Here is a 25,856-nt window from a genome sequence, read left to right on the forward strand (position 1 = left end):
CGGGGAAGCAGCGCTGGTCGAAACTTTCGATGGCCCTCGGGCGGGCTGGAGAGGCGGTACCCGATGGTCCGTACGGGGAGTGCGAGCGTGACGGCAGGGCCCACTCTGGCGGTCGTGGCCCGGGAGGCGGGGGTGTCCGTGCCGACGGCGTCCAAGGTGGTCAACGGCCGGGAGGACGTGGCGCCGGAGACGCGGCGGCGGGTGACGGAAGCGCTGGAGCGGCTCGGGTATGTGCGCAGGCCCAGGTTCGACGCGAGCAAGGCGCCGGGGATGGTCGATCTGGTGGTCCACGCGCTGGAGAGTTCGTGGTCGGGGGCGGTGCTGCACGGGGTGGAGGAGGCGGCGTACGAGGCCGGTCTTGAGGTGGTGGTCTCGGCCGGGCTGACCCGGACGCGGGCCGACCGGCCCGAACGGGGCTGGCTGGACAAGCTGGTTGGCCGGGGTTCGTCCGGAGTCCTGTTCAATCTGGCCGAGTTGACGCCGTCCCAGTACTCCTGGCTCGAGCAGCACCGCATCCCGTTCGTGATGATCGACCCCGTGCACGAACCGCCGCCGGGCGTCGTGTCGGTCGGCGCGGCCAACTGGCAGGGCGGGGTGACGGCGACCGAGCATCTGCTGTCCCTGGGCCACGAACGCGTCGCCGTCATCGCGGGCCACCGCCACAAGATGTGCAGCAGCGCCCGCGTCGCCGGCTACCGCTCCGCGCTCGCCGCCGCCGGTGTCCCCGGCCGCCCCGAGTACTTCCGCCACGGCGGCTTCGACCAGACCATGGCCCGCGCCCGCATGCGCGAACTCCTCGACCTGCCCGAACCACCCACGGCCGTCTTCGTCTGCTCCGACCGCATGGCGCTCGGCGTCTACGAGGCCCTGGCGGAACGGCGGTTGAGTGTCCCGGACGACATCAGCGTGGTCGGCTTCGACGACCTTCCCGAGGCTCGCTGGGTCACCCCGGCGCTGACTACGATTCGGCAGCCGCTGTCGGAGATGGCCGCCACGGCTCTGCGGCTGCTGGTCCGCATGATGGACGGCGACCGTCCGGAGAGCACGCGGACGGAGCTGTCGACGCGGTTGGTGGCGCGAGGGAGCACGGGGTCGCCGTGCGGGTAGGTACGCTTCCCTGCGTCACCGCGGGCGGTGGTGGGCGCGTGGCCCGGTTCATGTACGACGTGACGGGCGAGGCGGTGGCCGAGCCCGACGCGGAGACGGTGCGACGGGTGCCGCACGGGATCGGCCTCGCGGATGTACTACGGCTCTTCGGGCCGCTCGCGACCGGCGGCATCCCGGCAATCCGGCGACTGCCCTGGAATCCTCTCTAGCCCAGCCCCGCCGCCCAGTTGATCCCGCCCAGCAGATGCGCGCGGAAGTCCGGGTCCTCGTAGGCCTCCGAGGCGTGGCCGAGGGCCGTGTAGAAGACCCGGCCGGCGCCCTGGGTGCGGCACCACGCCAGGGGGTGGTCGGCGCCCATCCGGCCGCCCTCGTACGAGGATTCGTCGGCCGAGATCAGGACGTGCGCCGAACTCCTCGGGCTGGTGCGGAAGTCGTACCACTCGTCCGTGAACCGCCATACGGCGGGCAGGTGTCGGGTGGCCGGGTGGGTGCGGTCCTCGATCAGCGCGTTGCCGGGCTGGTAGGCGGGGTGCCGGTCGAAGCGGGCGCCCAGGAGGTCGCCGTAGTACTGCCAGTCGTACTCCGTGCAGGCAGCCGCGTGGACTCCGACGAAGCCGCCGCCCGACTCGACGTGGGCGGCGAGGTGTTCGCCGCCCGTCGGTGTCAGTACCTCGCCGCTGGTGGAGAGGAAGACGACGGCCGCGTAGTCGTCCAGGGGGCGTTCGAAGGCGGCCGGGTCCTCGGTGGCGTCCACCTCGAAGGGGCCGAGAGTGCGTACGGCGGTCACCGCGGCCGGGATGGAGTCGTGGCGGTAGGCGGTGGTGCGGGTGCAGACGAGGAGTCTGGGTGCGGCAGCCATGCGACGGAGCCTATTTCACGGACCGGGCGTCCTTTGTGCCGTGTGCTCAACCACCGTTCCCCACCTCGTTGTTGGGCGCCCCGTCCCCGTTCGCGGGCAGGTCGCCGCGTTGTACGGGGGCGGTGGCCGTGCGGGCGGGTGGGAGGATGACCGGGAGTTCGCTCTTGTAGGGGCGGCGGAGCGACTGGGCCGCCTTGTGCAGGACCGCGCGGGTCACCTTGCCCTGTTCGGCGTCGACGTGTACGAGGTGGCCCTTCTGCGCCAGCACGTACTCGATCTCTCCTCCGCCGGTGCGGTAGTACCAGGCGTTCCCGTCGCGTACGCAGGTCATGTGGTCGCTGAACGCCGCCTGCGTCGCGCAGTTCGCGTCGGTCATCGTGCCCGGTTCCACCCGCAGGTTGATCACGGCACCGGTCTTCAGCTGCGTGTACGCGACGGAGAGACCGACGTCCGATACGCCGACCGACTGCTGGGCGAGAGTGAACCCGGGAGGGTCGATGACGTAGACGAGGGCGGGGTCGAAGGCCAACGGCCTTGCGCGGGACGCGATTTCGGCGGACGTGGCAGGGGAGGGCGAAGCCCTGGGGGTTCCGGCATCGGCGCCCGCCTGCTCCGAGCCGCAGCCGGCGAGCAGCAGGGGCAGCGCGGGGAGCAACAGCAGCGGCAGGGCGCGCACAGTGCGGATCATGCACCCATCCTGCCGTACAGGTGTTCCATAATTAAGGGACTTCTCCCTCCTGTGGCGCGGCCCCGCCGCGTAGCCTCGGTGGGGATGAACGCCCTTCCCGCACGCCTCGACCATCTCGTCCTCGCGAGCCCCGATCTGGCGGCCACGGTCGCCGAGTTCACCGAGCGCACGGGCATCGCGCCGGTCGCGGGCGGCGCCCATGTCGGGCTCGGGACCCGCAACCACCTTGTCTCGCTCGGCGGTTCCCGTTACCTGGAGATCATCGGTCCGGACCCGGACCAGCCCGAGCCGTCGGGTCCGCGTCCCTTCGGTGTCGACGGGCTGGCCGTCGCCCGGACGGTGACCTGGGCGGTCTCCCCTCCCGACCTGGACGCGGCGGTCGCGGCGGCCCGGGCGCAGGGGTACGACCCCGGACCCGTGCGGGCGATGAGCCGTCGCCGACCCGACGGCACGCTGCTGGAGTGGCGGCTCACCGATGGGGACACGGCGCATCCCTCCGGCCTGGTGCCGTTTCTCATCGACTGGAGTTCCTCGCCCCATCCGACCGCCTCGGGCCTGCCAGTCGCACCTCTGCTGGAGCTGACCGCGACCGCCCCGGTCCCGGACGAGATCCACCCGCTGCTGTCGGCCGTGGGTGCGGAACTGCCGCTGGCCGAGGGCCCGGTGGGTTTCACCTTCACTGTGGACACGCCCAGCGGACCGGTGACCTTCGACTGAGCGGACGGGTGAACCTTCCGCCGAGCGGACCGGTGAACTTCCGCCGAGCAGCCGCCCCGACACGACCGCCGTGTCCGATTCCTTCAAGACCGGCCGACCCGTCCCGCCTACCGTGAACCCATGACTCCACGATTCGACGCGATCGGCCTGGTCGTCTCCGACATGGCCGCCTCTGTCGCCTTCTACCGTCGGCTCGGGTTCGGGTTCCCCGAGGATGCCGAGAGCCAGCCGCACGCCGAAGCCCAACTGCCCGGTGGGCTGCGGCTGTTGCTGGATACGGAGGACACCGTCCGTTCGTTCCACCCGGGTTGGCGGGCGCCCAGCGGCAGTGGTCGGGCCGCTCTCGCCCTGCTCTGCGACGACCCCGCCGAAGTCGACCGGGTCTACGAGGAGTTGACCGGCGCCGGGCACCACGGCGAACTCAAGCCGTGGGACGCCTTCTGGGGCCAGCGGTACGCCGTCGTGCACGACCCCGACGGCATCGGTGTGGATCTCTTCGCCCCGCTGACGCCTGCCTAGCCGGCCCGGCCGAGCAGTTCCCCCAGCGGCATCCCCGCCAACTCCTTGACGTCCCGGGCGAGATGGGCCTGGTCCGCGTAACCGGACCGGGCCGCCGTCTCCGCGAACGGCACTCCGGCGCGGGCCAGTGCGAGGGCCCGCTGGAGGCGCAGCACCCGGGCGAGTGTCTTGGGGCCGTAGCCGAACGCGGTGAGGGAGCGGCGGTGCAACTGGCGGGTGCCAAGGCCGAGTTCGTCGGCGGTGGCGGCCACGGGGCGGCCGGTGTCGAGGGCCGCCACGAGGTGTCGTAGGAGCGGATCCGGTGGGGGTGTGTCGGTCGCGCGTCGCAGTGCCAGTTCCTCCAACGCGGTGGCCGGGTCGGGGGACTTGTCGATTCGGGTGCGCAGGCGTCGTACCGTCGCGGTGGGCCACAGGTCGGTGAGGTCGACTCGGCGGTCCCGGAGTTCGTGTGCGGGGACGCCCAGGTAGGTGGGTGCGGTGCCGGGGCCGAAGCGGATGCCCGCCCAATGGGTGGGCGCGTTCCCGGGGACGTACGCGCGCGTGTCGGGGCCGGCGACCAGCAGGCGGCCCTCGTTCCAGAGGAGGTCCATGCAGCCGTCGGGGAGGACGGGGTGGACCGGGCCGACGGTGGAGGCCTCGATCGTTCGGCTCCACACCACCGCGCCCGGCAGCCGGGACGCCCTTTCCACGTACACACTCAGAAGGCTACGCCGACCGCGTCCGGTGCTCCTGCGGGCTCACGCCGTAGACCCGTTTGAAGGCGCTGGACAGGGCGAACGCGCTGCCGTAGCCGACCTGCCTCGCGATCGCGCCGATGGTGTCCTCGGTGTCGCGGAGGCGGTCCGCGGTGAGGGCGAGGCGCCAGGCGGTGAGGTAGGACATCGGGGGTTCGCCGACCAGGTCGGTGAAGCGGCGGGCCAGGGCCGCGCGGGAGACGCCCGCTTTGGCGGCCAGGGAGGCGACCGTCCAGGGGTGGGCCGGGTCGTCCTGGAGGAGGCGCAGGACCCTGCCGACGACGGGGTCCGCCAGGGCGCGGTACCAGGCTGGGGCCTCCGCCTCCGGGCGGGAGAACCAGGCCCTCAGGGCGGCGATGACCAGGAGGTCGAGGAGACGGTCCAAGACGACCTCCTGGGCGGGTTCGTCGCGGACGATCTCCTCCATGAGGAGCGGGGTGAGCGGGCACTCCCAGACCTCGGAAGGGAGGGAGAGCAGCGGCGGGAGGGCGTCCAGCAGGCGGCCGTTGATCTCGCCGCGCATGAGGTAGGTGCCGATGAGCATGACCGCGGAGCCGTCCAGGCGGTCACCCCAGGTGCGGACGCCGAGGTCCATGGAGCCCTTGAGCGGGTTGCCGTCGGGGTAGTGGCACTCCCCGCCGGGCAGGATCACCGCCTGCGGGGCGGTGTCCGGGGTGTCGCCGCAGGTGTACGGGTCGGGGCCGCGCGCGATGGCGAGGTCGCCGGCCCGCAGCCGGATCCGCTCCCCCGTGTCCGGGGCGATCCAGGCGTCGCCGCGGACCATGAGCATGACCGTGAGCGGGGCGCGGTCCTCGATGCGTACCGCCCACGGCGGGTCGAAGCACGCGCGGATCATGAAGGCGCCACGCGCGCGTGGACCCTCCAGAAGGCCTGCAAGGGCGTCCATGTGGCCAGCGTAGACGGGCGATTATGGGAATGAGCCGTTCAGCGATGGTCCGTGCTCGCGCACGGGCGTTGACTGGATGGCATGACACAGAACGCGCGGAACATGACGATTGTGGTGACGGGTGCTTCGGGGCGTACCGGGCGCCGGGTGGCGGAGGCCGCGCGGGCGGCGGGGCTGACCGTGCGGGCGGCCTCGCGGGCGCAGGGATTCGACTGGGCGGAGCGGTCGACGTGGGCGGACACGTTGCGGGGCGCCGACGCGGCGTACCTGGTGTACCCCTCGGACGTCGGGGCGCCGGACGCGGGCCTCGCGGTGGGGCTGCTCGCGCAGGAAGCGGTCGGGCTGGGCGTACGGCGGCTGGTGCTGCTGTCGTCGCGGGGTGAGGAGCGGGCGCGGCCGACCGAGGAGGCGCTGCGGGGGTCGGGGGCGGACTGGACGGTCGTACGGGCGTCGTGGTTCGCGCAGAACTTCAGTGAAGGGCCGTTGGTGGAGGGGCTGCGGGAGAGTGGGGAACTGGTGTTCCCCGGTGGTGATGTACGGGAACCGTTCGTCGATGTGCGGGACATCGCGGACGTGGTCGTCGCGGCGCTGACGGGCGGTGACCGGTATGTCGGGCAGGCGATCACGGTGTCCGGGCCGCGGTTGCTGACGTTCGGGGAGGCGGTCGCGGAGATCGCCGCGGTGACGGGACGTGAGCTGACGTACCGGGCGGTGTCGGCCCGTCAGTACGGGGAGAATCTCGCGGGGTTCGGGGTGCCGGCCGAGGAGGTCGAGTTCCTGGTGGAGTTGTTCGAGTCGCTGCTCGACGGGCGCAACGCGTATCTCTCCGAGGGGGTTCAGGATGTGCTGGGCCGGGAGCCGCGTGACTTCTCGGAGTTCGTGCGGGAGGCTGCGGCGGCGGGGGTCTGGAAGGTCGGGGCGTAGTCCCCCCCCGGGGGGAGACCGGTGCGTTGGCTGCGGGTTCGTTGTGGCTGGTCGCCCCGTTCCCCGCTGAAGGCCCGTGCGTCGGGCTGCGGGTCCGTCGTGGCTGATCGCGCCGTTCCCCGCGCCCCTTTGGGGCGCGCTTCACTGTGCGGCGATCGAGAGGTCCCGTCTGTTTGGCGATCGAGAGGCCCCGTCCCTGGGGGCGTTTTACTTGTCCGGCGGTTGAGAGTCGCCGGTTGCCTTGTGGTTGTGGGTGCTCTTGGCGTGGGTGCGCAGCCGGGACGTCACGTCCTCCGGGGGCAGGAAGCGGGACCAGCGTTCCGGGAACTCTGAGGGCATGTAGGAGTCGTCGGGGTCGTCGTCGTCCTCGCCGTCCCGGGAGCGGACCGCGGCCATTCTGGCGACGTACTCGGCGACCTGCTCGTCCTGCCGGCGTTCGTTGGCGGCGCGGGCGGCGGCGGTCGCGGCGGCCGGCCAGACCCGGTCGATGGCCGCGTTGACGGCGGCCCCGACGAGCACGGCGAACGCGGACACGCCGATCCACAGCAGGACGGCGACGGGCGCGGCGAGGGAGCCGTAGATGGTGGGGCCCTCGACCGTGCTGGTGAGGTAGATGCGCAGCAGGTAGCTGCCGAGGACCCACATCGCGAGGGCGACCAGGGCGCCGGGCACGTCCTCGATCCACGGGGAGCGGACGGGGACGGACACGTGGTACAGCGTCGTCAGGAAGACGACGGACAGGACGATGACAACCGGCCAGTACAGGACCTGTACGACCGTCTCCGACCACGGCACCACGTTCACCACGGCGTCCGGCCCGGCCACCATCAGCGGCAGCGCGACCGAGCCGATCAGCAGGGCCGCGACGAACAGGGCGAAGGACACGATCCGGGTCTTGACGAGGCCGCGCACGCCGTCGAGGCCGTACATGACGGTGATGGTGTCGATGAAGACGTTGACCGCGCGGGAGCCCGACCACAGGGCGAACAGGAAGCCGATGGAGATGACGTCGGGCCGGCCGCCCTTCATCACGTCGTGCAGGATCGGCTGGGCGATCTCGTGCACGCCCTTGTCGGACAGGACCGTGCGGGACGCCTCCAGGATGTTGTTCTCCAGGCCGGCGATGCTGTCGGCGCCGGTCCAGCTGTCGACGTAGCCCAGCAGGCCGATGAGGCTCAGCAGGAGCGGCGGCACGGACAGCAGCGTGAAGAACGCGGCCTCGGCCGCGAGGCCCAGGATGCGGTACTCCATGCAGGAGTTGACGGTGTCCTTGACCAGCAGCCAGGCGGTCCTGCGCTTGGAGACGTTCCGGTAGAGGGCACGCGCCCGGTGGAACCGGCTGGTGGGCCGCTCGGGGGGTTCACTTGCTGACTGCACGCCCTAAAGGTATCCGCCGCGCCGGGATGCACTCGTCCCCCGGGGTCGTCGGCCGGGCGGGACGTCCTCGGGGGCGGTCGTGTCATGCTCGCGATGGCCGAAAATAATCAGACCGAAAATCGAAGCCGCATTCGAAACTTTGACAGTTGTTTCGGAAAATGTCCCGGTGGGACCTTCGGCCGTCAATTCATGTTGACCCGCATCCCGGACGGCGCAGACGAAAAAGCGCCATTGACCGAAACAGCCTTGACCCGTTCCGGAATGTCCAGAAATAATCCGGACTGCATTCGTTGCGCGCGTTGGGACGACGTCAGCGCACACGACTCGGGGGAATCAATTGGCCCAGGAACAGGGCCTCGTCCGTATGGAAACTCGGCACACAATAGGGAACTCCAATCTCACGAATTCCCATTTACCCCACCCGTTTCGCGTGCTTTTTAATTTCCCCCTGCCGTGAACATCGGGCGCGACTCCACCGTATTCGTCTTTGACAATTCAAAGACAACGATCAGCACCAAGGAGCCACGTGGTGGGAAACCCCGGCACCGTCACCGAGACCGTCCTCGCGGAGGTCCTGGCCGGTGTCGTACGCAAGGAAGTCATACCGCTCGACAGTCACTTCTTCGACGACCTGGGCGCCAACTCGCTGGTGATGGCGCACTTCTGTGCCCGGGTCAGGAAACGCGAGGATCTGCCGTCGGTGTCGATGCGGGACGTCTACGGATATCCGACGATCCGCAGTCTGGCGGCGGCACTCGCCGACACGCCCGAGCCCGCCGCGCCGGTCGAGGCGGAGGCGCCGCCGGCCGGGAGCACGGCACGCTATCTGCTGTGCGGGGCCCTCCAGTTCCTGGTTTTCGCGATGTATTGCGTGCTCGCCGGGTTGGTCACGGGGCAGGGCTACGAATGGGTTTCCTCCGGTGCCGGAGTGGTCCAGGTCTATCTGCGGTCCGCGATATTCGGCGGCGCGGTGTTCGTCGGTGTGTGCACGGTGCCGGTGGTGGCCAAGTGGATTCTTGTGGGCCGCTGGAAAGAGACCGAGTTCCCGGTCTGGGGCCTCGCCTACGTCCGGTTCTGGACCGTCAAGGCCCTGCTGCACGCCAACCCGATGATCCTGTTCGCCGGCAACCCTGTCTACGTCCTGTACCTGCGCGCCCTCGGCGCCCGGATCGGCAAGGGCGTCACGATCCTGTCCCATTCCGTACCGGTCTGCACCGACCTGCTGACCATCGGTGCCGGAACGGTCATCCGCAAGGACACCTTCTTCCTCTGCTACCAGGCGCGAGCCGGCCGTATCCGCACCGGCCGGGTCACCCTCGGCAGCGAGGTGTACGTCGGCGAGAAGACGGTCCTCGACATCGGCACGACCATGGGCGACGGGTCCCAACTCGGCCACTCCTCCGCGCTGTACGACGGCGCCCAGGTCCCGGCGGGGCAGCGCGTGCACGGCTCCCCGGCCCAGCCCACGGACGTCGACTACGTCCGGATCCCGCACGCGGACTGCTCGACACTGCGCCGCGCCGGCTACGGCCTGGGCGCCGTCCTGCAGATGCTGCTCGTCTACATCCCGCTGGCGGTCGGCGGCACCTACATGGTGCTGACCGTGGTCCCGGCCCTCAACCACCTGCTGGATCCGAACACCAAGGACCTCAACTCCGCCCGGTTCTACGGCGAGGCGCTGGCCCTGTCGCTCGTGGCGTTCGTCGGGTTCGTCGTGCTCGGCTTCGCCGCCGTGTCACTGCTGCCGAGGCTGCTCCGTCCACTGCTGCGCCCCGACCGGGTGTATCCGCTGTACGGCTTCCACTACTCGGTGCAGCGCGCGGTGGCGCGGATGACCAACCTGAAGTTCTTCAAGTGGCTGAGCGGCGACAGCTCGTACATCGTCGGCTATCTGAAGGCCATCGGCTACGACCTCGGCGAGGTGGAGCAGACCGGCTCCAACTTCGGTACGGAGGTGCAGCACGAGACGCCGTATCTGGCCACCGTGGGCAGCGGCACGATGGTCGCGGACGGTCTGTCGATCGTCAACGCGGACTTCTCCAGTACGTCGTTCCGGCTGTCGCGCGCTGTGATCGGGCCGCGCAACTTCCTGGGCAACAACATCGCCTACCCCTCGGGGGGCCGCACCGGCGACAACTGCCTGCTCGCCACGAAGGTGATGGTGCCGCTCGACGGCGAACTCCGTGAGGGCGTGGGCCTGTTGGGCTCCCCGTGCTTCGAGATCCCGCGCTCGGTGGAACGCGACAGCCGCTTCGACCATCTGCGCGAGGGCGACGAGCTGAAGCACCGGCTGGCCGCGAAGAACCGCTCCAACCTGCGCTCGATGGGCCTGTACCTGTTCGTGCGCTGGCTGCACTGGTTCGTGCTCACCGTGTTCGGCTTCGCCGCCGTCGACCTGTACGGGGGCGAGGGCGTCGGCGGGGGGCTGCTGATCGGCGCGTCCCTGATGCTCGGGCTCGGTTTCACCGCCGGGTACTACGTGCTGGTGGAACGTCTCGTCGGCGGATTCCGGCCGCTGGAGCCCAAGTTGTGCTCGATCTACGACCCGTACTTCTGGTGGCACGAGCGGCTGTGGAAGGTGCCGGACACCTATATGCAGGTGTTCAACGGCACGCCGTTCAAGAACGTGATCTGGCGGCTGCTGGGCGTGCGGATCGGACGCCGGGTCTTCGACGACGGCGCCTACATCACCGAGCGCACCCTGACCGCGATCGGCGACGACTGCACGCTGTCGGCGCACACCAAGGTGCAGTCCCACTCGCAGGAGGACGGCACCTTCAAGTCCGAACAGATCACCATCGGCGCCGGCTGCACCCTCGGGGTGGGTGCGCTCGTTCACTACGGCGTGTCGATGGGTGACGGGGCCGAACTCGCCGCCGACTCCTTCCTGATGAAGGGCGAGGAGATGCCGGCGCGGTCCCGGTGGGGCGGGAATCCGGCGGTGGCGCCACGGCGCGCCGGACAGCACATGACTCCCTGACGGCTCATGCCGTAGGGGGAAGGAAACAGGGGGGAAGAGAACGATGGAGATCATTCCGCGGTGGACGCTCGCTCCGGTGCCCGGTGTGGCGGAGTACGAAGTGTCCCTGCCCGACGGGCTGTTGATCGAGCCCGCCGCACTGAAAATCGCCCACGCCAAGGTCCTCGGCGCGCTGTCCGGCGAACCCGCCGAGGAGGACCCGGCGGTGCAGGTGAGCGTCACCGGCCGCACGCTGCGGCTGCGGTACCGCACCGATGTCCTGGACGCCGAGGCCGCCGCCCGGGTCGCGGGCTATCACCTGACGGCCCTCACCGAGCCGGACCGGCCGGTCCTGCTGTCGGACGCCGAACTCCGCTTCCAGCTCGACGAGTTGGCGGGCCCGCACCGCGAGCTGCCCGAGCGGCGGGTGCACGAGCTGTTCGAGGAGCGGGTGTCGGCGCAGCCGGACGCGGTGGCCGCCGTGCAGGGCGACCGGCGGTGGACCTACCGGGAGCTCAACTCCCGGGCGAACCAGCTGAGTCGGGCGCTGCTCTCCCGGGGACTGACCCGTGAGGGTGTGGTCGCCGTGGTGCTGGAGCGGAACCTGGACTGGATGGCCGCCGTGCTCGCCGTGTTCAAGGCGGGCGGGGTGTATCTGCCCGTCGAGCCGCACTTCCCGGCCGACCGGGTGGCGATTGTGCTCGACCGCGCCGAGTGCGAACTGGTGCTGACCGAGCGCGGCAGCGACGGCGCGCTGGGCGACCCGTCCGACCGCACGCTCTACGTCGACGAGGCGTATGCCGAGGGACACTCGGACGGCGACCTCGGCATCGCGGTCTCACCGGGCCAACTCGCCTATATCTACTTCACGTCGGGCTCCACGGGTGAGCCCAAGGGCGCCATGTGCGAGCACGCGGGTTTCCTCAACCACGTGTTCGCCAAGCTCGACGACCTGGGGATCGGGGCCGGGCAGGTGGTCGCGCAGACCGCGCCGCAGTGCTTCGACATCTCCCTGTGGCAGCTGGTCTGCGCGCCGCTCGTGGGCGGGCGGACGCTGCTGGTGGAGCAGGACGTGATCCTGGACGTGGCGCGGTTCGTCGACACGGTCGAGGCGGGGCGCGTCAACGCGCTCCAGGTCGTGCCGTCGTATCTGGAGGCCGTACTGGCCGAGTTGGAGCGGCAACCACGTGAACTCCCGGACCTGCGCTGTGTGTCGGTCACCGGGGAGGCCGTGAAGAAGGAGCTCGTGGAGCGCTGGTTCGCGGCGCGGCCCCGGGTGCGGCTCGTCAACGCCTATGGCCTGACCGAGACTTCGGACGACACCAACCACGAGGTCATGGACCGGGCGCCGGACGGGGACCGCGTCCCGCTCGGCCGGCCCGTCTCCAATGTGCGGGTGTACGTCGTCGACGAGGATCTGGTGCCCGTGCCGCTGGGGGCGCCCGGCGAGATCGTGTTCTCCGGTGTGTGCGTCGGCCGGGGGTACGTCAACGATCCCGAGCGGACGAGGGCGGCGTTCACCGAGGACCCGTACCGGCCCGGTGAGCGGCTGTACCGCAGCGGTGACCACGGGCGCTGGCGGCCGGACGGCAAGCTGGAGTTCCTGGGGCGCCGGGACAGCCAGGTGAAGATCCGCGGCTTCCGCATCGAGATCGGCGAGATCGAGAACGCGCTGCTGCGGGTGGACGGGGTGCGGGACGGCGCGGTGGTCGTCGTACGCGGGACGCAGCTGGTGGCGTTCTGCACCGGTTCGCAGCCCGTCGGGGCGCACGTCGTGCGGGCCCGGCTCGCGGAGTCGCTGCCCGCGTACATGGTGCCGTCGGTCGTGCACTGGCGGGCGTCGCTGCCGTTGACCGCCAACGGCAAGACCGACCGCCGGACGCTCACCGCGCTCGCCGGTGACCTGGACGCGGTCGGCGACGGGCCCGATACGCCGGCCGAGCGCCGGCTGGCGGCGGCCTGGGCGGTGGTGCTGGGCATTCCGGCCGACCGGATCGGCCGCCAGGACCACTTCTTCGACCGCGGCGGCACCTCGCTGGCCGCGGTGAAGCTGGCGGTCGCCCTCGACCGGGCGATCAGCCTCAAGGACGTCACCCGTCACCCGGTCCTCGCGGACCTGGCCGGACTGCTGGACCCGCCGGTCTCCTCCTGAGCCCAGCCGCACCCCCGGTCGAACGCTCAACAGCATTACCGAAAGGAACACCGAGATGTCGCTCTCTTCCGCGACGCTGCTCAACTCCGTCGCCCTGAGTCCGGACAGTCCACCGCTGCTGCACGCCGACGTCGGCTCGGACCCGGTCGGCTGGGCCGCCGGGCACCGTTCGGCGCTGCGTTCCGTCGTCGCCGAGTACGGCTGCGTCCTGGTCCGCGGGCTCGGCCTCGCCGACCCGGCCGGGGCCGAGACCGTCTTCCGGCGGCTCACCGACTCCCTGATGGCCGACCGGGAGCCGTTCGCACCCCGCCGTACGTACGCGGAGGGCGTGTACTCCGCCACGAAGTGGCCGACCGACCAACCGATGTGCCAGCACCACGAGTTGAGCTACGCCCTGGAGTTTCCCGGGCTGCTGCTCTTCGCCTGCCTGGAGGCGCCGACGGAGGGCGGTGCGACCCCGGTCGCCGACGCCGAGGCCGTCCTGCGCTCGCTGCCCGCGCCGCTGGTGGAGCGGTTCGAGCGGGAGGGCTGGCTGCTGACGCGGACGTACCACGAGGAGATCGGGGCGTCGGTCGCCGAGGCCTTCGGCACCGACGACAGGGCCGTCGTGGAGCGCTACTGCCGCGCCCAGGGCATCGAGTTCACCTGGCAGCGCGACGGTTCGCTGCGCACCCTGCAGCACCGCGCCGCCGTCCGCCGCCACCCGGTCACGGGACGGCGCTGCTGGTTCAACCAGATCGCGTTCCTGAACGAGTGGACGATGGAGCCCGAGGTGCGCGAGTACCTGGTCGACGTCTACGGCGCCGACGCGCTGCCCTTCAACACCCGCTTCGGGAACGGCGATCCGATCGACGCCGACATCGTGGCGACCATCAACGAGGCCTACGACCGGCATGTCCGGCGCGAGCCGTGGCGTTCCGGGGATCTGCTGCTGGTGGACAACATCCGTACCGCGCACGGCAGGGAGCCGTTCGAGGGCCCGCGCGAGGTGCTCGCCGGACTCGGCGATCCGGTGCGGCCGGAAGACCTCGCCCCGTCGGCCGGCGGGAGGGCGGCATGAGCGCCGACACGCCGTCGTTCGCGGTCATCAGTGGCGAACAGGTCCAACAGGCCCTGACCGGGCGGGAGTCGGAGATCGGCGCCCTCGTGGAGGCCACCTACCGGCTGCACGGCGCGGGCGAGTCGGTGAACCCGCCGTCGTTCTTCCTGCGCTTCCCGGACCGCCCGTCGTCCCGGATCATCGGGCTGCCCGCGTCGCTGGGCGGGCCGTCGCGGGTGGACGGCCTGAAGTGGATCTCTAGTTTCCCGGGGAACACCGGGTCGGGGTTGCCCAGGGCCTCGGCGGTACTGATCCTCAACGACCCCGACACCGGCTATCCGTACGCCTGCCTGGAGAGTTCGGTGATCAGCGCGACCCGCACGGCCAGTTCGGCGGCGCTCGCGGCCGACCGGCTCAGCCAGGGACGTGAACGGCCGTTGCGGGTCGGGTTCGTGGGGACGGGGCTGATCGCCCGCTACATCCACACCCATCTCCGGGCCACCGGCTGGGAGTTCGAGGAGACGGGCGTCTACGACCTGTCCGCGGACAGCGCGGAGGGGTTCCGGGGGTATCTGGAGCGGTCGGGGGCGCCGGGGCGGATCACGGTGCACGACAAGGCCGAAGTCCTCGTCCGCTCCAGCGACCTGCTGGTCTTCGCGACGATCGCCGGCACGCCGCATGTGCACGATCCGGCCTGGTTCGAGCATCATCCGCTGGTCCTGCACGTGTCGTTGCGGGACCTCGACCCCGCGATCCTGCTCGCGTCCGCCAACTTCGTGGACGACGTCGAGCACTGTCTGAAGGCCGACACGTCGCCGCATCTGGCCGAACAGGCCACCGGGGGGCGGGAGTTCATCGACGGCACGCTGGACGACGTACTGACAGGCCGCGTGACCGTACCGACCGACCGGACGGTGGTGTTCTCGCCCTTCGGGCTGGGGGTGCTCGACCTCGCGGTCGGCAGGTTCGTCCATGACGAAGTGGTTCGTAGGGGCGAACTCCACGTCGTCGACGGGTTCTTCCACGAGCTGCGCCGGTACGGCTGACGGCGATCGTGGCGCACCACTAGGGGGAAAACATGGCTGTTATTTCCGATCCCGCGGAGTTCAACGAGGACGACCTCTACGTCGACCTGCGGGCAGCACTGGAACTGCCGCTCTATCTGAAGTGCGAGGGGTTCAACTTCGCCGGCTCGGTCAAACTGAAGGCCGCCACCGAGATGGTGGACGCCGCCGAGCGGGCCGGCATCCTGCGGCCCGGCTCGGTGCTGGTCGAGTCGTCGTCCGGCAACCTGGGGGTGGCCCTGAGCGTGCTCGCGGCGAGCCGCGGTTACGGGTTTCTCTGCATCACCGACAGACGCTGCAACGTGCCCACGGTGCAGCTGATGGAGGCGCTCGGCAGCCGGGTCCACGTCGTCGACCAACCCGACGCGCACGGCGGTTTCCTGGGCGCCAGGATCGCGTACGTCCGGGCGCTGTGCGCCTCCGACGACCGGTACGTGTGGCTCAACCAGTACACCAACCAAGGGAATTGGCGGGCGCACTACCGCACCACGGCACCCGCCATCGCCCGCCGGTTCCCGCAGCTGGACGTGCTCTTCGTCGGCGCCGGCACCACCGGGACGCTGATGGGCTGCGCGCGCTGGTTCTGGCAGTGGCGGCGCCGGGTACGGATCGTCGCCGTGGACGCGGCCGGCTCGGTCACCTTCGGCGGGGAGGCCGGACCCCGGATGATCCCGGGGCTGGGCACCAGCGTGGCGCCGCCCCTCCTCGACACGTCGTACATCGACGACGTGATCCATGTCGAGGAGCCGGACACCGTGCAGACCTGCCGCCGGCTGGCCGCGCGGGGCTTCCTGTTCGGCGGGTCCACCGGCACGGTCGTCAGCGGGGCCGAACAGTGGCTCGCCCGCAACGGGCGGCCGAACGGACGGCACGGCCCAACCGCGGTGGCGATCGCCCCCGACCTCGGCGAACGCTATCTGGACACCGTCTACCGCACCGGCTGGCTGGAGGAGGAGGCGCCCGAGACCGCGATGCTGGCGGCCATGTCCCGCTCGGCCTGACGTCCGCGACGGCGGCTGTGCCAGGGTGGAGATCCAGAGCACCCGCAGGTGGAGATCCAGACCACCGCCGTCCCCACGGGTAGGTTCCAGCCATGGCACGCACCACCCACACCGTGACGAACCAGACTCCCCCACTGGTCGGATACGACGTCTTCACCGCCGACCGCGTCCTGACGGCGGCGGTGGAACGGCACACGGCGCCCGGACTGCTGGACGAGGTCCGCGACGACCTGTCCGCACTGGGCCGCGCCGCCGGCTCGCCCCAGGTCCAGGAGTGGGGTGCGCAGGCCAACGAGAACCCCCCGGGCCTGCGCACCCACGACCGCTACGGCCACCGGATCGACGAGGTCGAGTTCCATCCGGCCTGGCACCGGCTGCTCGGCAAGGGCGTGGCCGCCGGGCTGACCGCCGCCTGGAACCGCCCGGCCGGACATGTCCGCCGGGCCGCCGGACTCCTGGTCTGGACCCAGGCCGAGGCAGGCAACGTCTGCCCGCTGTCGATGACCCACGCGGCGGTGCCCGCCCTGCGCGCCGACCCCGCGCTCGCCGCCGAGTGGGAGCCCCGGCTGACGTCCATGGTCTACGACCGTGATCTGCGGCCCGCCCACCTCAAGGCGGGGGTGGTCTTCGGGATGGGCATGACGGAGAAGCAGGGCGGCAGCGACGTCCGCGCGAACACGACGGCCGCGCAACCGCTCGCCGAGGACGGGACGTACGAGCTGACCGGCCACAAGTGGTTCTGCTCGGCGCCGATGTCCGACGGTTTCCTCGTGCTGGCGCAGGCACCGGGCGGGCTCACCTGTTTCCTGGTGCCCCGGGTGCTGGCGGACGGCACCCGCAACGTGTTCCTCCTCCAGCGGCTCAAGGACAAGCTGGGCAACCGGTCGAACGCCTCCGCCGAGGTCGAGTTCGACGGCACCTGGGCGCGCCGGGTCGGGGACGAGGGGGCCGGCGTACGGACCATCATCGGGATGGTCGCGGCGACCCGGCTCGACTGTGTGCTCGGCTCGGCCGGTCTGATGCGGCAGGCCGTCGCGCAGGCAGTCCATCACGCCGCCCACCGCGAGGCGTTCGGCGGCAAGCTCCTCGACAAGCCGCTGATGCGCAATGTGCTGGCCGACCTCGCCCTGGAGTCGGAGGCGGCCACCACGCTCGCACTGCGGCTCGCGGCGGCCTATGACGACGGTGGCGAACAGGAGCTGGCGTTCCTGCGGTTGGCGGTGCCGGCCGCCAAGTACTGGGTGACCAAGCGCTGTTCGCCGGTCGCGGTCGAGGCGGCCGAGTGCCTGGGCGGTAACGGATACGTCGAGGAGTCCGGACTGCCGCGCCTGGTGCGGGAGTCGCCGCTCAACTCGGTCTGGGAGGGCGCCGGGAACATCCAGGCCCTCGACGTGCTGCGGGCGTTGCAGCGTGAACCGCGGGCGCTGAACGCCTTCCTGGTCGAGGTCGGCCGGGTGCGCGGCGCCGATCACCGGCTGGACGGGGCGATGAAGAACCTGCTCGCCGAGTTCGCGGATCTGGAGGGCATCGAGGGCCGCGCCCGGCGTGTGGTCGAGCGGATGGCGTTGGTGCTGCAAGGGGCGCTGCTCGTCCAGCACGCGCCGCCGGAGGTCGCCGACGCGTTCTGTGCCTCCCGGCTGGGCGGTGACTGGGGCTCCGCCTTCGGCACCCTGCCGCCGAGCCTGGACCTGACGTCGATCGCGGAACGGGCCCGGCCGACGGTCTGAACCACGCCGACGCAACGCGAGGGTGGTGCTGCGCCGACACGGCACCACCCTCGCAGCGTGGGACAAGTTTCAGACACCGTACGGCTGTTCACCAGGGTTGCAGAGGGTTGCAACTTGGCGGCTTCTGTGTCCGGACTGTCTCCCTCCGTCACCGCGGAGCGGCACTATGAGAACAACAGTCGATACGGGACCGGAGAGAAGGACCCATGGCGAACCCGCCGGCCGGACTGCCGCAGCGCACCACCGTCGACGCGGCGCGGACGGCCCGGATGTTGAGCGACGCCCGGCACGCCACGCACTCCGGACAGCGCGCCCGCACCGTTCCGCGCCCGGTGATCGAGGAGTCCTGGGAGCGCGCGTTACGCGGGGGGACCCACCCCGACCACGATCTGCGGACCGGGCTGCTCTCCCGCGAGGAGGTCGAACGGCGGCGCGGCGCAAGCCCGTTGCGGCACGTCCTGCCGGTGCTGCGGGAGGGTCTGGTGTCGGTCGCGGACGCCGCCCACCACATCGTGCTGGTCGCCGACGACGAGGGCCGCGCGCTCTGGCGGGAGGGCAGCGCCGCGGTGCTGCGCAAGGCCGACGAGGCCGGTATCGAGATCGGCACCGACTGGCGCGAGGACGTCATCGGCACCAACGGCGTGGGCACCCCGGCGGTCGTACGACGGCCCGTGCAGGTCTTCGCCGGCGAGCATCTCTCGCGCGCGCTGGCCGCGTTCACCTGCGCGGGCGCCCCGATCACCGACCCCAGGGACGGCCGGCTGATCGGCGTCGTCGATGTCAGTGGCCCGCTGGAGACCATGCACCCGGCCACCCTCGCCTGGGTCGACTCGGTGGCCAAACTCGCCGAGGCCCGGCTGCGCGAGCTGCACATGACCTCGCTGGAGCGGCTGCGCGCGGTGGCGGCGCCGATCCTGCCCCGCATCGGCGGCCGGGCCCTGGTGGTGGACCGGGACGGCTGGACCGCCGCGGTCACCGGAATGCCGTACGTGAAGCGGATCGCGCTGCCCAAGTCGCCGTCCGGGGGACGCCGTTGGCTGCCGTCGCTCGGGCTGTGCTCTCTGGAGCCGCTGGCCGGGGGCTGGTTGGTCCGCGCCACCGACGAACCGGTGCCCGGCGCCCCCACCCGCATCGTCCTCGACCTCGCGCTGCCGCGCCGCTGGTCGGTGACGGTGTCCGGCAGCGCGGGCTCCTGGACCCATGAACTGAGCCCCCGGCACGCCGAGTTGCTCTACCTCCTGGCCCTGCACCGCACCGGCCGCAGCGCCGCGGGCCTGGCCGAGGACATGTTCGGCGACCCGGGCCGCACGGTGACGGTGCGTGCCGAGATGTCTCGGGTACGGCGCTACCTCGGGGCGTTCCTGGAGCACCGGCCGTACCGCTTCCGCGAGGACGCCGAGGTCGACGTGCTGTTGCCGGACGACCCGCGCGAGCTGCTGCCGCAGTCGACGGCACCCGGGGTGGCCACGGGGCGGACATCGGTCCAAGTGCCGTAGCGGAGACGGAGGGGCGGAGACGGAAGGGTGCTGCCGGATGCCGCGACGGAGGCGGAGGAGCGGATCCGGACGCCGCGGACAGGTGGCGCAAAAGGCGCGTCCGGCGGCATCTTCCGCATATTTGCAGGGTCTTAGCCATGAGGCGGCCATGACTGCCGTAGCATCCCTCTACGGGCCACCCCACCTGCTCCCTGGTCAACGCACGGATCACCAGGCGCAGTTGGCTCGCCTCGGGAGGACACTATGAGTGCACGTGGGCGACATCGCCGGCGCAGGCGGGGCAGGGCGCTGCGCGCCGTGCTGACCGGGGCCGCGCTCGGCCTCACCGCGGCCGCGACGCTGATCAGCGCCTCGCAGGCGACGGTCGGTTCCGATCCCGGGGCGCTGAAGCCGCTCACCTCGGCTTCCGATCTGGGCGCGTTGCAGCTGCGGGAGCATCTGGAGCCGCAGCAGTCGTTGGACCGGCTCTCCTCTGCGATGGGCCGTCCGGTGGGCGTCGACACCGTTCTGAAGAGCGCCGACCACACCCTGCGCGACGCCGCGGACTGCACGACCGACGAGAAGTCGGCGCTGCCCGTCGAACCGGCGGCCACGCGCGCGTACTGCTGGGACAGCGGCGACGCGGCCGACCCGGCGTGGACGCCCCGCTCGGTGACGACCTCGGGCGACGCCGACGAGGACGGCTGGTGGGGCTCGAACCGGGTGATCCTCTCCGGCTGGACGGCGAACACCCGCGGCCTGGCCCGGGTCGCCTTCGTCAACGCCGCCGACTCCGCCCATCTCACCTATACCTGGGCCCTTCTCGCCGTTCCGACGGACGGCGGACGTGACTATCGAGGGCTCGTCTCCAGGATCTCCGGCATGGTCTGGTACCAGGACAAACTCCTGGTCACCACCACGAGCGGGACCCGCGACGCCCTGTACGTGTACGACATGAACCGCATCCAGCGCACCACGGTGACGGCCGGCGCGGTCGGCCGGGTGCGTGACGGCTGGTCGGCGGCCGGGTACCGGTATGTGCTGCCCGCGATCGGGTCGTACCGGCTGACCGGCGGCAAGGCGGCCGTACGGCCCGTGGGTCTCTCGCTCGACCGCGGCTCGGTGCCGGACAGTCTGGTCGCCAGCGGGGCGAAGCGGCTGTGGCGCTACCCCTTCAGCAAGGACCCCGCGCGTCCGGGACTGCTCGCCACCGACTCGGCGGGACGCGCGGTGCCCGAGGAGGCGTACGCGACGAAGGTCAGCGGCACCGGGGGCGTGCTCTCGACCGGGTCCGCCTGGTACCTGGGCGGCGCGACCGGGCCGGAGAGCGCGCACGGCTCGATGTGGCGCCAGGACGAGCACGGCGCCAAGGCCACCGAGTGCGGCGCCGACGAGACGCACCAGTGCTGGAGCGCGCAGACCGAGTCCCTCTCCTACTGGCAGGAGACCGGCGAGGTCTGGTCGGTGTCGGGGCGGATGCTGTTCGCGCTGCCGCTGAACTCGATCGACAGCTCGCTCGGTTGATCACCTGATCGACAGATCCCCGGGCCGGATGATTCCCTGGCGGGCATGACGAACACCCCCGTGACGACCTGGTTCCTGGAGCAGACCGACCCTCGCGACCTCCTCCCGGCCATCACGCCGGACGGAGACGTGCGGATCGTCCGCGGCGAAGTGCCCTCCCCCGAGTTCAGCCGCTTTCTGTACACGTCGGTGGGCGGGGACATCCTCTGGATCGACCGGCTCGGCTGGACGTTCGCGCAGTGGCAGGAGTACCTGGACCGGCCGGGCACGGAGACCTGGGTCGTGTACGACCGGGGCACGCCCGCCGGGTACCTGGAACTGGACTCGCATGACGACGGCGTCGTCGAGATCGCCTATTTCGGGCTGCTCCCCGCCTTCCGCGGCCGCCGCCTCGGCGGCCACCTCCTCTCCTACGGCACCGCCCGTGCCTGGGACCTCGCGGACCGCTGGCCGGGGCGGGCGCCGACCAGCCGCGTGTGGGTGCATACCTGCAGCCTGGACGGGGCGTACGCGATGGACAACTACCAGCGCCGGGGCTTCAAGCTCTTCGACACGCAGGTCGAGGAAGTGACACTGGTGACCACGCCGGGTCCCTGGCCGGGGGCCTACCCTGCCTGACCTGCGCCGACAAGACAGCGTGCGCGGCTTGTGACCGATGACACCCTCGTCTCACATAGCGGGACCAAGGTGTCCGCATGGCGGACGAAGCTGGACTGTGTCCAGAACGCCGTGACACGCTTCCGTCATGTCCGGAACTGGAATTGCCTTGGTGAGTCGGCGGCACGTCGACCTCGGCCGCATGTCCAGCGCCATCTGTCCGGCGGGCTAGCCGAGCCGCAGCACCGCCGGATTTCCCCGTATCTGCCTCATACTGCGCAAAGACGCGCGCGTATGTCCGCATGCGCCCGTACACGCAGGTCAGAGCCGATCACCCGCCTGTCCCGGAGGACGTAGAAACATGGCCGCCACCCCCGAGAACCCTGCAGCCGCAGCGCCCCGCCGCAAGGTGAGCCGTCACCGCGGTGAGGGTCAGTGGGCCGCCGGACACTTCACCCCGCTCAACGGCAACGAGCAGTTCAAGAAGGACGACGACGGTCTCAATGTGCGGACACGCATTGAGACGATCTACTCCAAGCGCGGGTTCGACTCGATCGACCCGAACGACCTCCGCGGCCGTATGCGCTGGTGGGGGCTGTACACCCAGCGCAAGCCCGGGATCGACGGCGGCAAGACCGCGATCCTGGAGCCGGAGGAGCTGGACGACAAGTACTTCATGCTGCGCGTCCGGATCGACGGCGGCCGGCTGACCACGGACCAGCTGCGGGTGATCGGCGAGATCTCGCAGGAGTTCGCGCGCGGCACGGCCGACCTCACCGACCGGCAGAACGTGCAGTACCACTGGATTCGCATCGAAGACGTGCCCGAGATCTGGAACCGCCTGGAGGCGGTCGGTCTCTCCACCACCGAGGCCTGCGGTGACACGCCCCGCACCATCCTCGGCTCGCCGGTGGCCGGCATCGCCGAGGACGAGATCATCGACGGCAGCTCGGCGATCGACGAGATCCACAGCCGCTACATCGGCACCAAGGAATTCTCCAACCTGCCGCGCAAGTTCAAGACGGCGATCTCCGGCTCCCCGCTCCTCGACGTCGCACACGAGATCAACGACATCGCGTTCGTCGGCGTGAACCACCCCGAGCACGGCCCCGGTTTCGACCTGTGGGTCGGCGGCGGTCTGTCCACCAACCCGAAGATCGGCGTCCGGCTCGGTGCCTGGGTCCCGCTGGACGAGGTCCCGGACGTCTGGGCCGGCGTGATCGGCATCTTCCGCGACTACGGCTACCGGCGCCTCCGTACGAGGGCTCGCCTGAAGTTCCTCGTCGCCGACTGGGGCCAGGAGAAGTTCCGCCAGATCCTGGAGGACGAGTACCTCAAGCGCAAGCTCGTCGACGGCCCCGCCCCCGCCCAGCCGGTCCAGCGCTGGCGCGACCACGTCGGCGTCCACCGCCAGCAGGACGGCCTCTTCTACGTCGGTTTCGCCCCGCGCGTCGGCCGCGTCGACGGCACCACGCTCACGAAGATCGCCGAGCTGGCACACGCGCACGGCTCGGGCCGGCTGCGCACGACGGTCGAGCAGAAGATGATCGTGCTCGACGTCGAGGAGAGCCGGATCGAGTCCCTGGTGGAGGGCCTGGAGGCACTGGGTCTCACCGCAAAGCCCTCCCCCTTCCGGCGCGGCACCATGGCCTGCACCGGCATCGAGTACTGCAAGCTCGCGATCGTCGAGACCAAGCAGCGCGGCATCACGCTCATCGACGAACTGGAGCGCCGCATCCCGGAGTTCGACGAGCCGATCACCATCAACATCAACGGCTGCCCGAACGCCTGCGCCCGTATCCAGGTCGCGGACATCGGTCTCAAGGGCCAGTTGGTCCTCAACGACCAGGGTGAGCAGGTCGAGGGCTTCCAGGTGCACCTCGGCGGCGCCCTCGGTCTGGAGGCCGGCTTCGGCCGCAAGGTCCGTGGCCTGAAGGTCACTTCGGAGGAACTGCCCGACTACGTCGAGCGGGTCCTCACCCGGTTCCAGCAGGAGCGCGAGGACGGCGAGCGCTTCGCCGTCTGGGCCACCCGCGCCTCCGAGGAGGCACTGTCGTGAGCGAGCGGGCGGCCCCCTTCTACTGCCCCTACTGCGGCGACGAGGACCTGCGTCCCAACGAGCAGGGCCATGGCGCATGGGAATGCGCGGCATGCAATCGGGCCTTTCAGCTGAAGTTCCTCGGGCTCCTCGCCCGAGGTCTCCGGCAGACCGACGCAGGGGGAGACGAGATATGACGACGACTCAGAAAGCGCGCCCCACCGACGACTTGAAGGCACTCGCCGAGCAGGCGGGCCGCGACCTGGAGGACGCCTCCGCGCTGGAGATCCTCCAGTGGGCGGTGCGGACCTTCGGCAAGCAGTTCTGTGTGACCTCCTCGATGGAGGACGCGGTGGTGGCCCACCTCGCCTCCCGTGCGATGCCCGGCGTCGACGTGGTGTTCCTCGACACCGGCTACCACTTCCCGGAGACCATCGGCACCCGCGACGCGGTCGAGGCCGTGATGGACGTCAACGTCATCACGCTCACCCCGCGCCAGACCGTCGCCGAGCAGGACGCGGAGTACGGCCCTCAACTGCACGACCGCGACCCGGACTTGTGCTGCAAGCTGCGCAAGGTGCAGCCCCTGGAGCAGGGCCTCACCAAGTACGCGGCCTGGGCGACCGGGCTGCGCCGCGACGAGTCCCCGACCCGGGCGAACACCCCGGTCGTCGGCTGGGACGAGAAGCGGCAGAAGGTCAAGGTCTCCCCCATCGCCCGCTGGACCCAGGACGACGTGGACGCGTATGTGGCCGAACACGGCGTCCTCACCAACCCGTTGCTGATGGACGGCTACGCGTCCGTCGGCTGTGCGCCCTGCACCCGCCGGGTCCTGGAAGGCGAGGACGCGCGCGCCGGCCGCTGGGCGGGCCGCGGGAAGACCGAGTGCGGGCTGCACGAATGACCGCGGCCACGCCATCGACGCAGGCTCCTTCGACACGGACGCATGTGCTTTCTACGGATCAGGAGAACCAAGTGACGACCGGAGCCACCGTCTGGCTCACCGGACTGCCGAGTGCCGGCAAGACCACCATCGCGTACGAGCTGGCCGACCGGCTGCGCGAGGAGGGCCACCTCGTCGAGGTGCTCGACGGCGACGAGATCCGCGAGTTCATCTCGGCGGGCCTCGGCTTCAGCCGCGAGGACCGGCACACCAACGTGCAGCGCATCGGCTTCCTCGCCGAGCTGCTCGCCCGCAACGGCGTCAAGGCGCTCGTCCCGGTCATCGCGCCGTACACCGACAGCCGCGAGGCCGTCCGCAAGCGGCACCAGGAGAGCGGCGCCGCCTACATCGAGGTGCATGTGGCGACCCCGGTCGACGTGTGCTCCGTACGCGATGTGAAGGGTCTCTACGCCAAGCAGGCCGCCGGTGAACTGACCGGGCTCACCGGGGTCGACGACCCGTACGAGGAGCCCGAGTCGCCCGACCTGCGGATCGAGTCGCAGCACCAGACCGTGCAGGAGTCGGCGGCGGCACTCCACGCGCTGCTCACCGAGAGGGGACTGGCATGACGACGACCGTTGCCAAGGCCGACGAGGGTACGGACACGCCGTACGCCCTCTCGCACCTGGACGCTCTCGAGTCCGAGGCGGTGCACATCTTCCGTGAGGTGGCGGGTGAGTTCGAGCGGCCGGTGATCCTCTTCTCCGGCGGCAAGGACTCCATCGTCATGCTGCACCTCGCGCTGAAGGCGTTCGCGCCCGCGCCGGTGCCCTTCTCCCTGCTCCATGTGGACACCGGACACAACTTCCCCGAAGTACTTGAGTACCGGGACCGTGCGGTCGCCACACATGGGCTGCGGCTCCATGTGGCCTCCGTACAGGACTACATCGACCGCGGTGTGCTGCGCGAACGCCCCGACGGGACCCGCAACCCGCTCCAGACCGTGCCGCTCACCGAGAAGATCCAGAGCGAGAAGTTCGACGCGGTCTTCGGCGGAGGTCGTAGGGACGAGGAGAAGGCCCGCGCCAAGGAACGGGTGTTCAGCCTTCGCGACGAGTTCTCGCAGTGGGACCCGCGACGCCAGCGGCCCGAGCTGTGGAATCTGTACAACGGCCGGCACGCACCCGGCGAGCACGTCCGCGTGTTCCCTTTGAGCAACTGGACCGAGCTGGACGTCTGGCAGTACATCGCCCGCGAGGGCATCGAACTGCCCGAGATCTACTTCGCGCACGAGCGTGAGGTGTTCGCTCGCGACGGCATGTGGCTGACCGCCGGTGAGTGGGGCGGGCCGAAGGAGACCGAGTCGGTCGAGAAGCGGCTCGTCCGGTACCGGACCGTGGGCGACATGTCGTGCACGGGTGCCGTCGACTCCGACGCGGTGACGCTGGAGCAGGTCATCACCGAGATCGCCGCCTCCCGGCTGACCGAGCGGGGCGCGACGCGTGCCGACGACAAGATGTCCGAGGCCGCGATGGAAGACCGCAAGCGCGAGGGGTACTTCTAAC

The 25,856-nt window shown here is 70.6% G+C and carries 25 protein-coding genes; 20 read left to right on the top strand and 5 right to left on the bottom strand.

What is annotated here, in order from left to right:
* Nucleotides 1-63 precede the first annotated feature (63 nt).
* Nucleotides 64-1,107, top strand: coding sequence for a LacI family DNA-binding transcriptional regulator (locus ACFWP5_RS07160; protein ID WP_384151548.1), 1,044 nt, complete (start codon nt 64-66; stop codon nt 1,105-1,107).
* Nucleotides 1,108-1,145: 38 nt separating this feature from the next.
* Nucleotides 1,146-1,316, top strand: a complete 171-nt coding sequence (locus ACFWP5_RS07165) for a hypothetical protein (protein WP_384151551.1) — start codon at nt 1,146-1,148, stop codon at nt 1,314-1,316.
* Here the strand turns inward: ACFWP5_RS07165 and ACFWP5_RS07170 are convergent.
* Together ACFWP5_RS07170 and ACFWP5_RS07175 are read right to left on the bottom strand one after the other, a co-directional pair.
* Nucleotides 1,313-1,966 carry a ThuA domain-containing protein gene (locus ACFWP5_RS07170; RefSeq protein ID WP_384151554.1) on the bottom strand — a complete coding sequence of 218 codons (654 nt, stop codon included), beginning with the start codon at nt 1,964-1,966 and terminating at the stop codon, nt 1,313-1,315. The genes ACFWP5_RS07165 and ACFWP5_RS07170 overlap by 4 nt on opposite strands.
* Nucleotides 1,967-2,012: 46 nt before the next feature.
* Nucleotides 2,013-2,654 carry a hypothetical protein gene (locus ACFWP5_RS07175; protein WP_384151556.1) on the bottom strand — a complete coding sequence of 214 codons (642 nt, stop codon included), beginning with the start codon at nt 2,652-2,654 and terminating at the stop codon, nt 2,013-2,015.
* Between the two features lie 84 nt (nt 2,655-2,738).
* Here ACFWP5_RS07175 and ACFWP5_RS07180 point away from each other — a divergent pair, with 84 nt between their 5' ends.
* On the top strand, nt 2,739-3,371 hold the full coding sequence (locus tag ACFWP5_RS07180) for a VOC family protein (protein ID WP_384151559.1): 633 nt from the start codon (nt 2,739-2,741) through the stop codon (nt 3,369-3,371).
* A gap of 120 nt (nt 3,372-3,491) precedes the next feature.
* Entirely contained in the window at nt 3,492-3,890 is a 399-nt protein-coding gene (locus ACFWP5_RS07185; protein WP_384151562.1) for a VOC family protein, read from the top strand.
* Here ACFWP5_RS07185 and ACFWP5_RS07190 read toward each other — a convergent pair.
* Together ACFWP5_RS07190 and ACFWP5_RS07195 are read right to left on the bottom strand one after the other, a co-directional pair.
* Nucleotides 3,887-4,585 carry a helix-turn-helix domain-containing protein gene (locus ACFWP5_RS07190; protein WP_384151565.1) on the bottom strand — a complete coding sequence of 233 codons (699 nt, stop codon included), beginning with the start codon at nt 4,583-4,585 and terminating at the stop codon, nt 3,887-3,889. The genes ACFWP5_RS07185 and ACFWP5_RS07190 overlap by 4 nt on opposite strands.
* A gap of 10 nt (nt 4,586-4,595) precedes the next feature.
* Nucleotides 4,596-5,531: an AraC family transcriptional regulator gene (locus ACFWP5_RS07195; protein WP_384151568.1), complete on the bottom strand. Its 936-nt coding sequence runs from the start codon at nt 5,529-5,531 to the stop codon at nt 4,596-4,598.
* An 81-nt stretch (nt 5,532-5,612) separates the two neighbouring features.
* On the opposite strand from ACFWP5_RS07195, the gene ACFWP5_RS07200 reads away from it, so the two are divergent.
* Entirely contained in the window at nt 5,613-6,455 is an 843-nt protein-coding gene (locus ACFWP5_RS07200; protein ID WP_384151571.1) for an NmrA family NAD(P)-binding protein, read from the top strand.
* Between the two features lie 207 nt (nt 6,456-6,662).
* Here the strand turns inward: ACFWP5_RS07200 and ACFWP5_RS07205 are convergent, their stop codons facing one another.
* Nucleotides 6,663-7,832, bottom strand: coding sequence for a YihY/virulence factor BrkB family protein (locus ACFWP5_RS07205; RefSeq protein ID WP_384151574.1), 1,170 nt, complete (start codon nt 7,830-7,832; stop codon nt 6,663-6,665).
* Between the two features lie 529 nt (nt 7,833-8,361).
* Between ACFWP5_RS07205 and ACFWP5_RS07210 the strand changes: the two genes are divergently transcribed.
* The 15 genes from ACFWP5_RS07210 (at nt 8,362) to cysD (ending at nt 25,855) form a co-directional block, all read left to right on the top strand.
* Nucleotides 8,362-10,812, top strand: coding sequence for a Pls/PosA family non-ribosomal peptide synthetase (locus ACFWP5_RS07210; protein ID WP_384151577.1), 2,451 nt, complete (start codon nt 8,362-8,364; stop codon nt 10,810-10,812).
* A 43-nt stretch (nt 10,813-10,855) separates the two neighbouring features.
* Complete coding sequence (locus ACFWP5_RS07215) at nt 10,856-12,943, top strand: amino acid adenylation domain-containing protein (RefSeq protein ID WP_384151580.1); 2,088 nt, start codon at nt 10,856-10,858, stop codon at nt 12,941-12,943.
* A gap of 55 nt (nt 12,944-12,998) precedes the next feature.
* Nucleotides 12,999-14,003 (top strand): TauD/TfdA family dioxygenase, encoded by a 1,005-nt coding sequence (locus tag ACFWP5_RS07220; RefSeq protein ID WP_384151583.1) that lies wholly within the window; start codon nt 12,999-13,001, stop codon nt 14,001-14,003.
* Nucleotides 14,000-15,028, top strand: coding sequence for a 2,3-diaminopropionate biosynthesis protein SbnB (sbnB, locus tag ACFWP5_RS07225; protein WP_384151586.1), 1,029 nt, complete (start codon nt 14,000-14,002; stop codon nt 15,026-15,028). Before ACFWP5_RS07220 ends, sbnB begins: the two co-directional genes overlap by 4 nt.
* 32 nt (nt 15,029-15,060) lie before the next feature.
* Complete coding sequence (sbnA, locus tag ACFWP5_RS07230; RefSeq protein ID WP_384151589.1) at nt 15,061-16,047, top strand: 2,3-diaminopropionate biosynthesis protein SbnA; 987 nt, start codon at nt 15,061-15,063, stop codon at nt 16,045-16,047.
* Between the two features lie 92 nt (nt 16,048-16,139).
* Nucleotides 16,140-17,774 carry an acyl-CoA dehydrogenase family protein gene (locus ACFWP5_RS07235; protein WP_384151592.1) on the top strand — a complete coding sequence of 545 codons (1,635 nt, stop codon included), beginning with the start codon at nt 16,140-16,142 and terminating at the stop codon, nt 17,772-17,774.
* A gap of 206 nt (nt 17,775-17,980) precedes the next feature.
* Nucleotides 17,981-19,270 (top strand): GAF domain-containing protein, encoded by a 1,290-nt coding sequence (locus ACFWP5_RS07240; protein WP_384151595.1) that lies wholly within the window; start codon nt 17,981-17,983, stop codon nt 19,268-19,270.
* A 243-nt stretch (nt 19,271-19,513) separates the two neighbouring features.
* Nucleotides 19,514-20,773 (top strand): hypothetical protein, encoded by a 1,260-nt coding sequence (locus ACFWP5_RS07245; protein ID WP_384151598.1) that lies wholly within the window; start codon nt 19,514-19,516, stop codon nt 20,771-20,773.
* 45 nt (nt 20,774-20,818) lie between these two features.
* A complete protein-coding gene (locus ACFWP5_RS07250) occupies nt 20,819-21,391 on the top strand; it encodes a GNAT family N-acetyltransferase (protein WP_384151601.1) in 573 nt (190 codons plus the stop codon).
* A 127-nt stretch (nt 21,392-21,518) separates the two neighbouring features.
* Nucleotides 21,519-21,602, top strand: coding sequence for a putative leader peptide (locus ACFWP5_RS07255; RefSeq protein WP_309500612.1), 84 nt, complete (start codon nt 21,519-21,521; stop codon nt 21,600-21,602).
* Nucleotides 21,603-21,731: 129 nt separating this feature from the next.
* The gene (locus ACFWP5_RS07260) at nt 21,732-23,429 is read left to right on the top strand and encodes a nitrite/sulfite reductase (RefSeq protein ID WP_384151604.1); all 1,698 of its coding nucleotides are present in this window, start codon (nt 21,732-21,734) and stop codon (nt 23,427-23,429) included.
* On the top strand, nt 23,426-23,605 hold the full coding sequence (locus ACFWP5_RS07265; protein ID WP_328677244.1) for a hypothetical protein: 180 nt from the start codon (nt 23,426-23,428) through the stop codon (nt 23,603-23,605). Before ACFWP5_RS07260 ends, ACFWP5_RS07265 begins: the two co-directional genes overlap by 4 nt.
* Complete coding sequence (locus tag ACFWP5_RS07270) at nt 23,602-24,312, top strand: phosphoadenylyl-sulfate reductase (protein ID WP_384151608.1); 711 nt, start codon at nt 23,602-23,604, stop codon at nt 24,310-24,312. Before ACFWP5_RS07265 ends, ACFWP5_RS07270 begins: the two co-directional genes overlap by 4 nt.
* On the top strand, nt 24,309-24,920 hold the full coding sequence (gene cysC / locus ACFWP5_RS07275; RefSeq protein WP_384151611.1) for an adenylyl-sulfate kinase: 612 nt from the start codon (nt 24,309-24,311) through the stop codon (nt 24,918-24,920). The genes ACFWP5_RS07270 and cysC overlap by 4 nt, the downstream gene beginning before the upstream one ends.
* Nucleotides 24,917-25,855 (top strand): sulfate adenylyltransferase subunit CysD, encoded by a 939-nt coding sequence (gene cysD / locus ACFWP5_RS07280; protein ID WP_384151614.1) that lies wholly within the window; start codon nt 24,917-24,919, stop codon nt 25,853-25,855. Before cysC ends, cysD begins: the two co-directional genes overlap by 4 nt.
* Nucleotide 25,856 lies beyond the last annotated feature (1 nt).

This window comes from Streptomyces sp. NPDC058469, assembly GCF_042721125.1.
Lineage (GTDB): Bacteria > Actinomycetota > Actinomycetes > Streptomycetales > Streptomycetaceae > Streptomyces.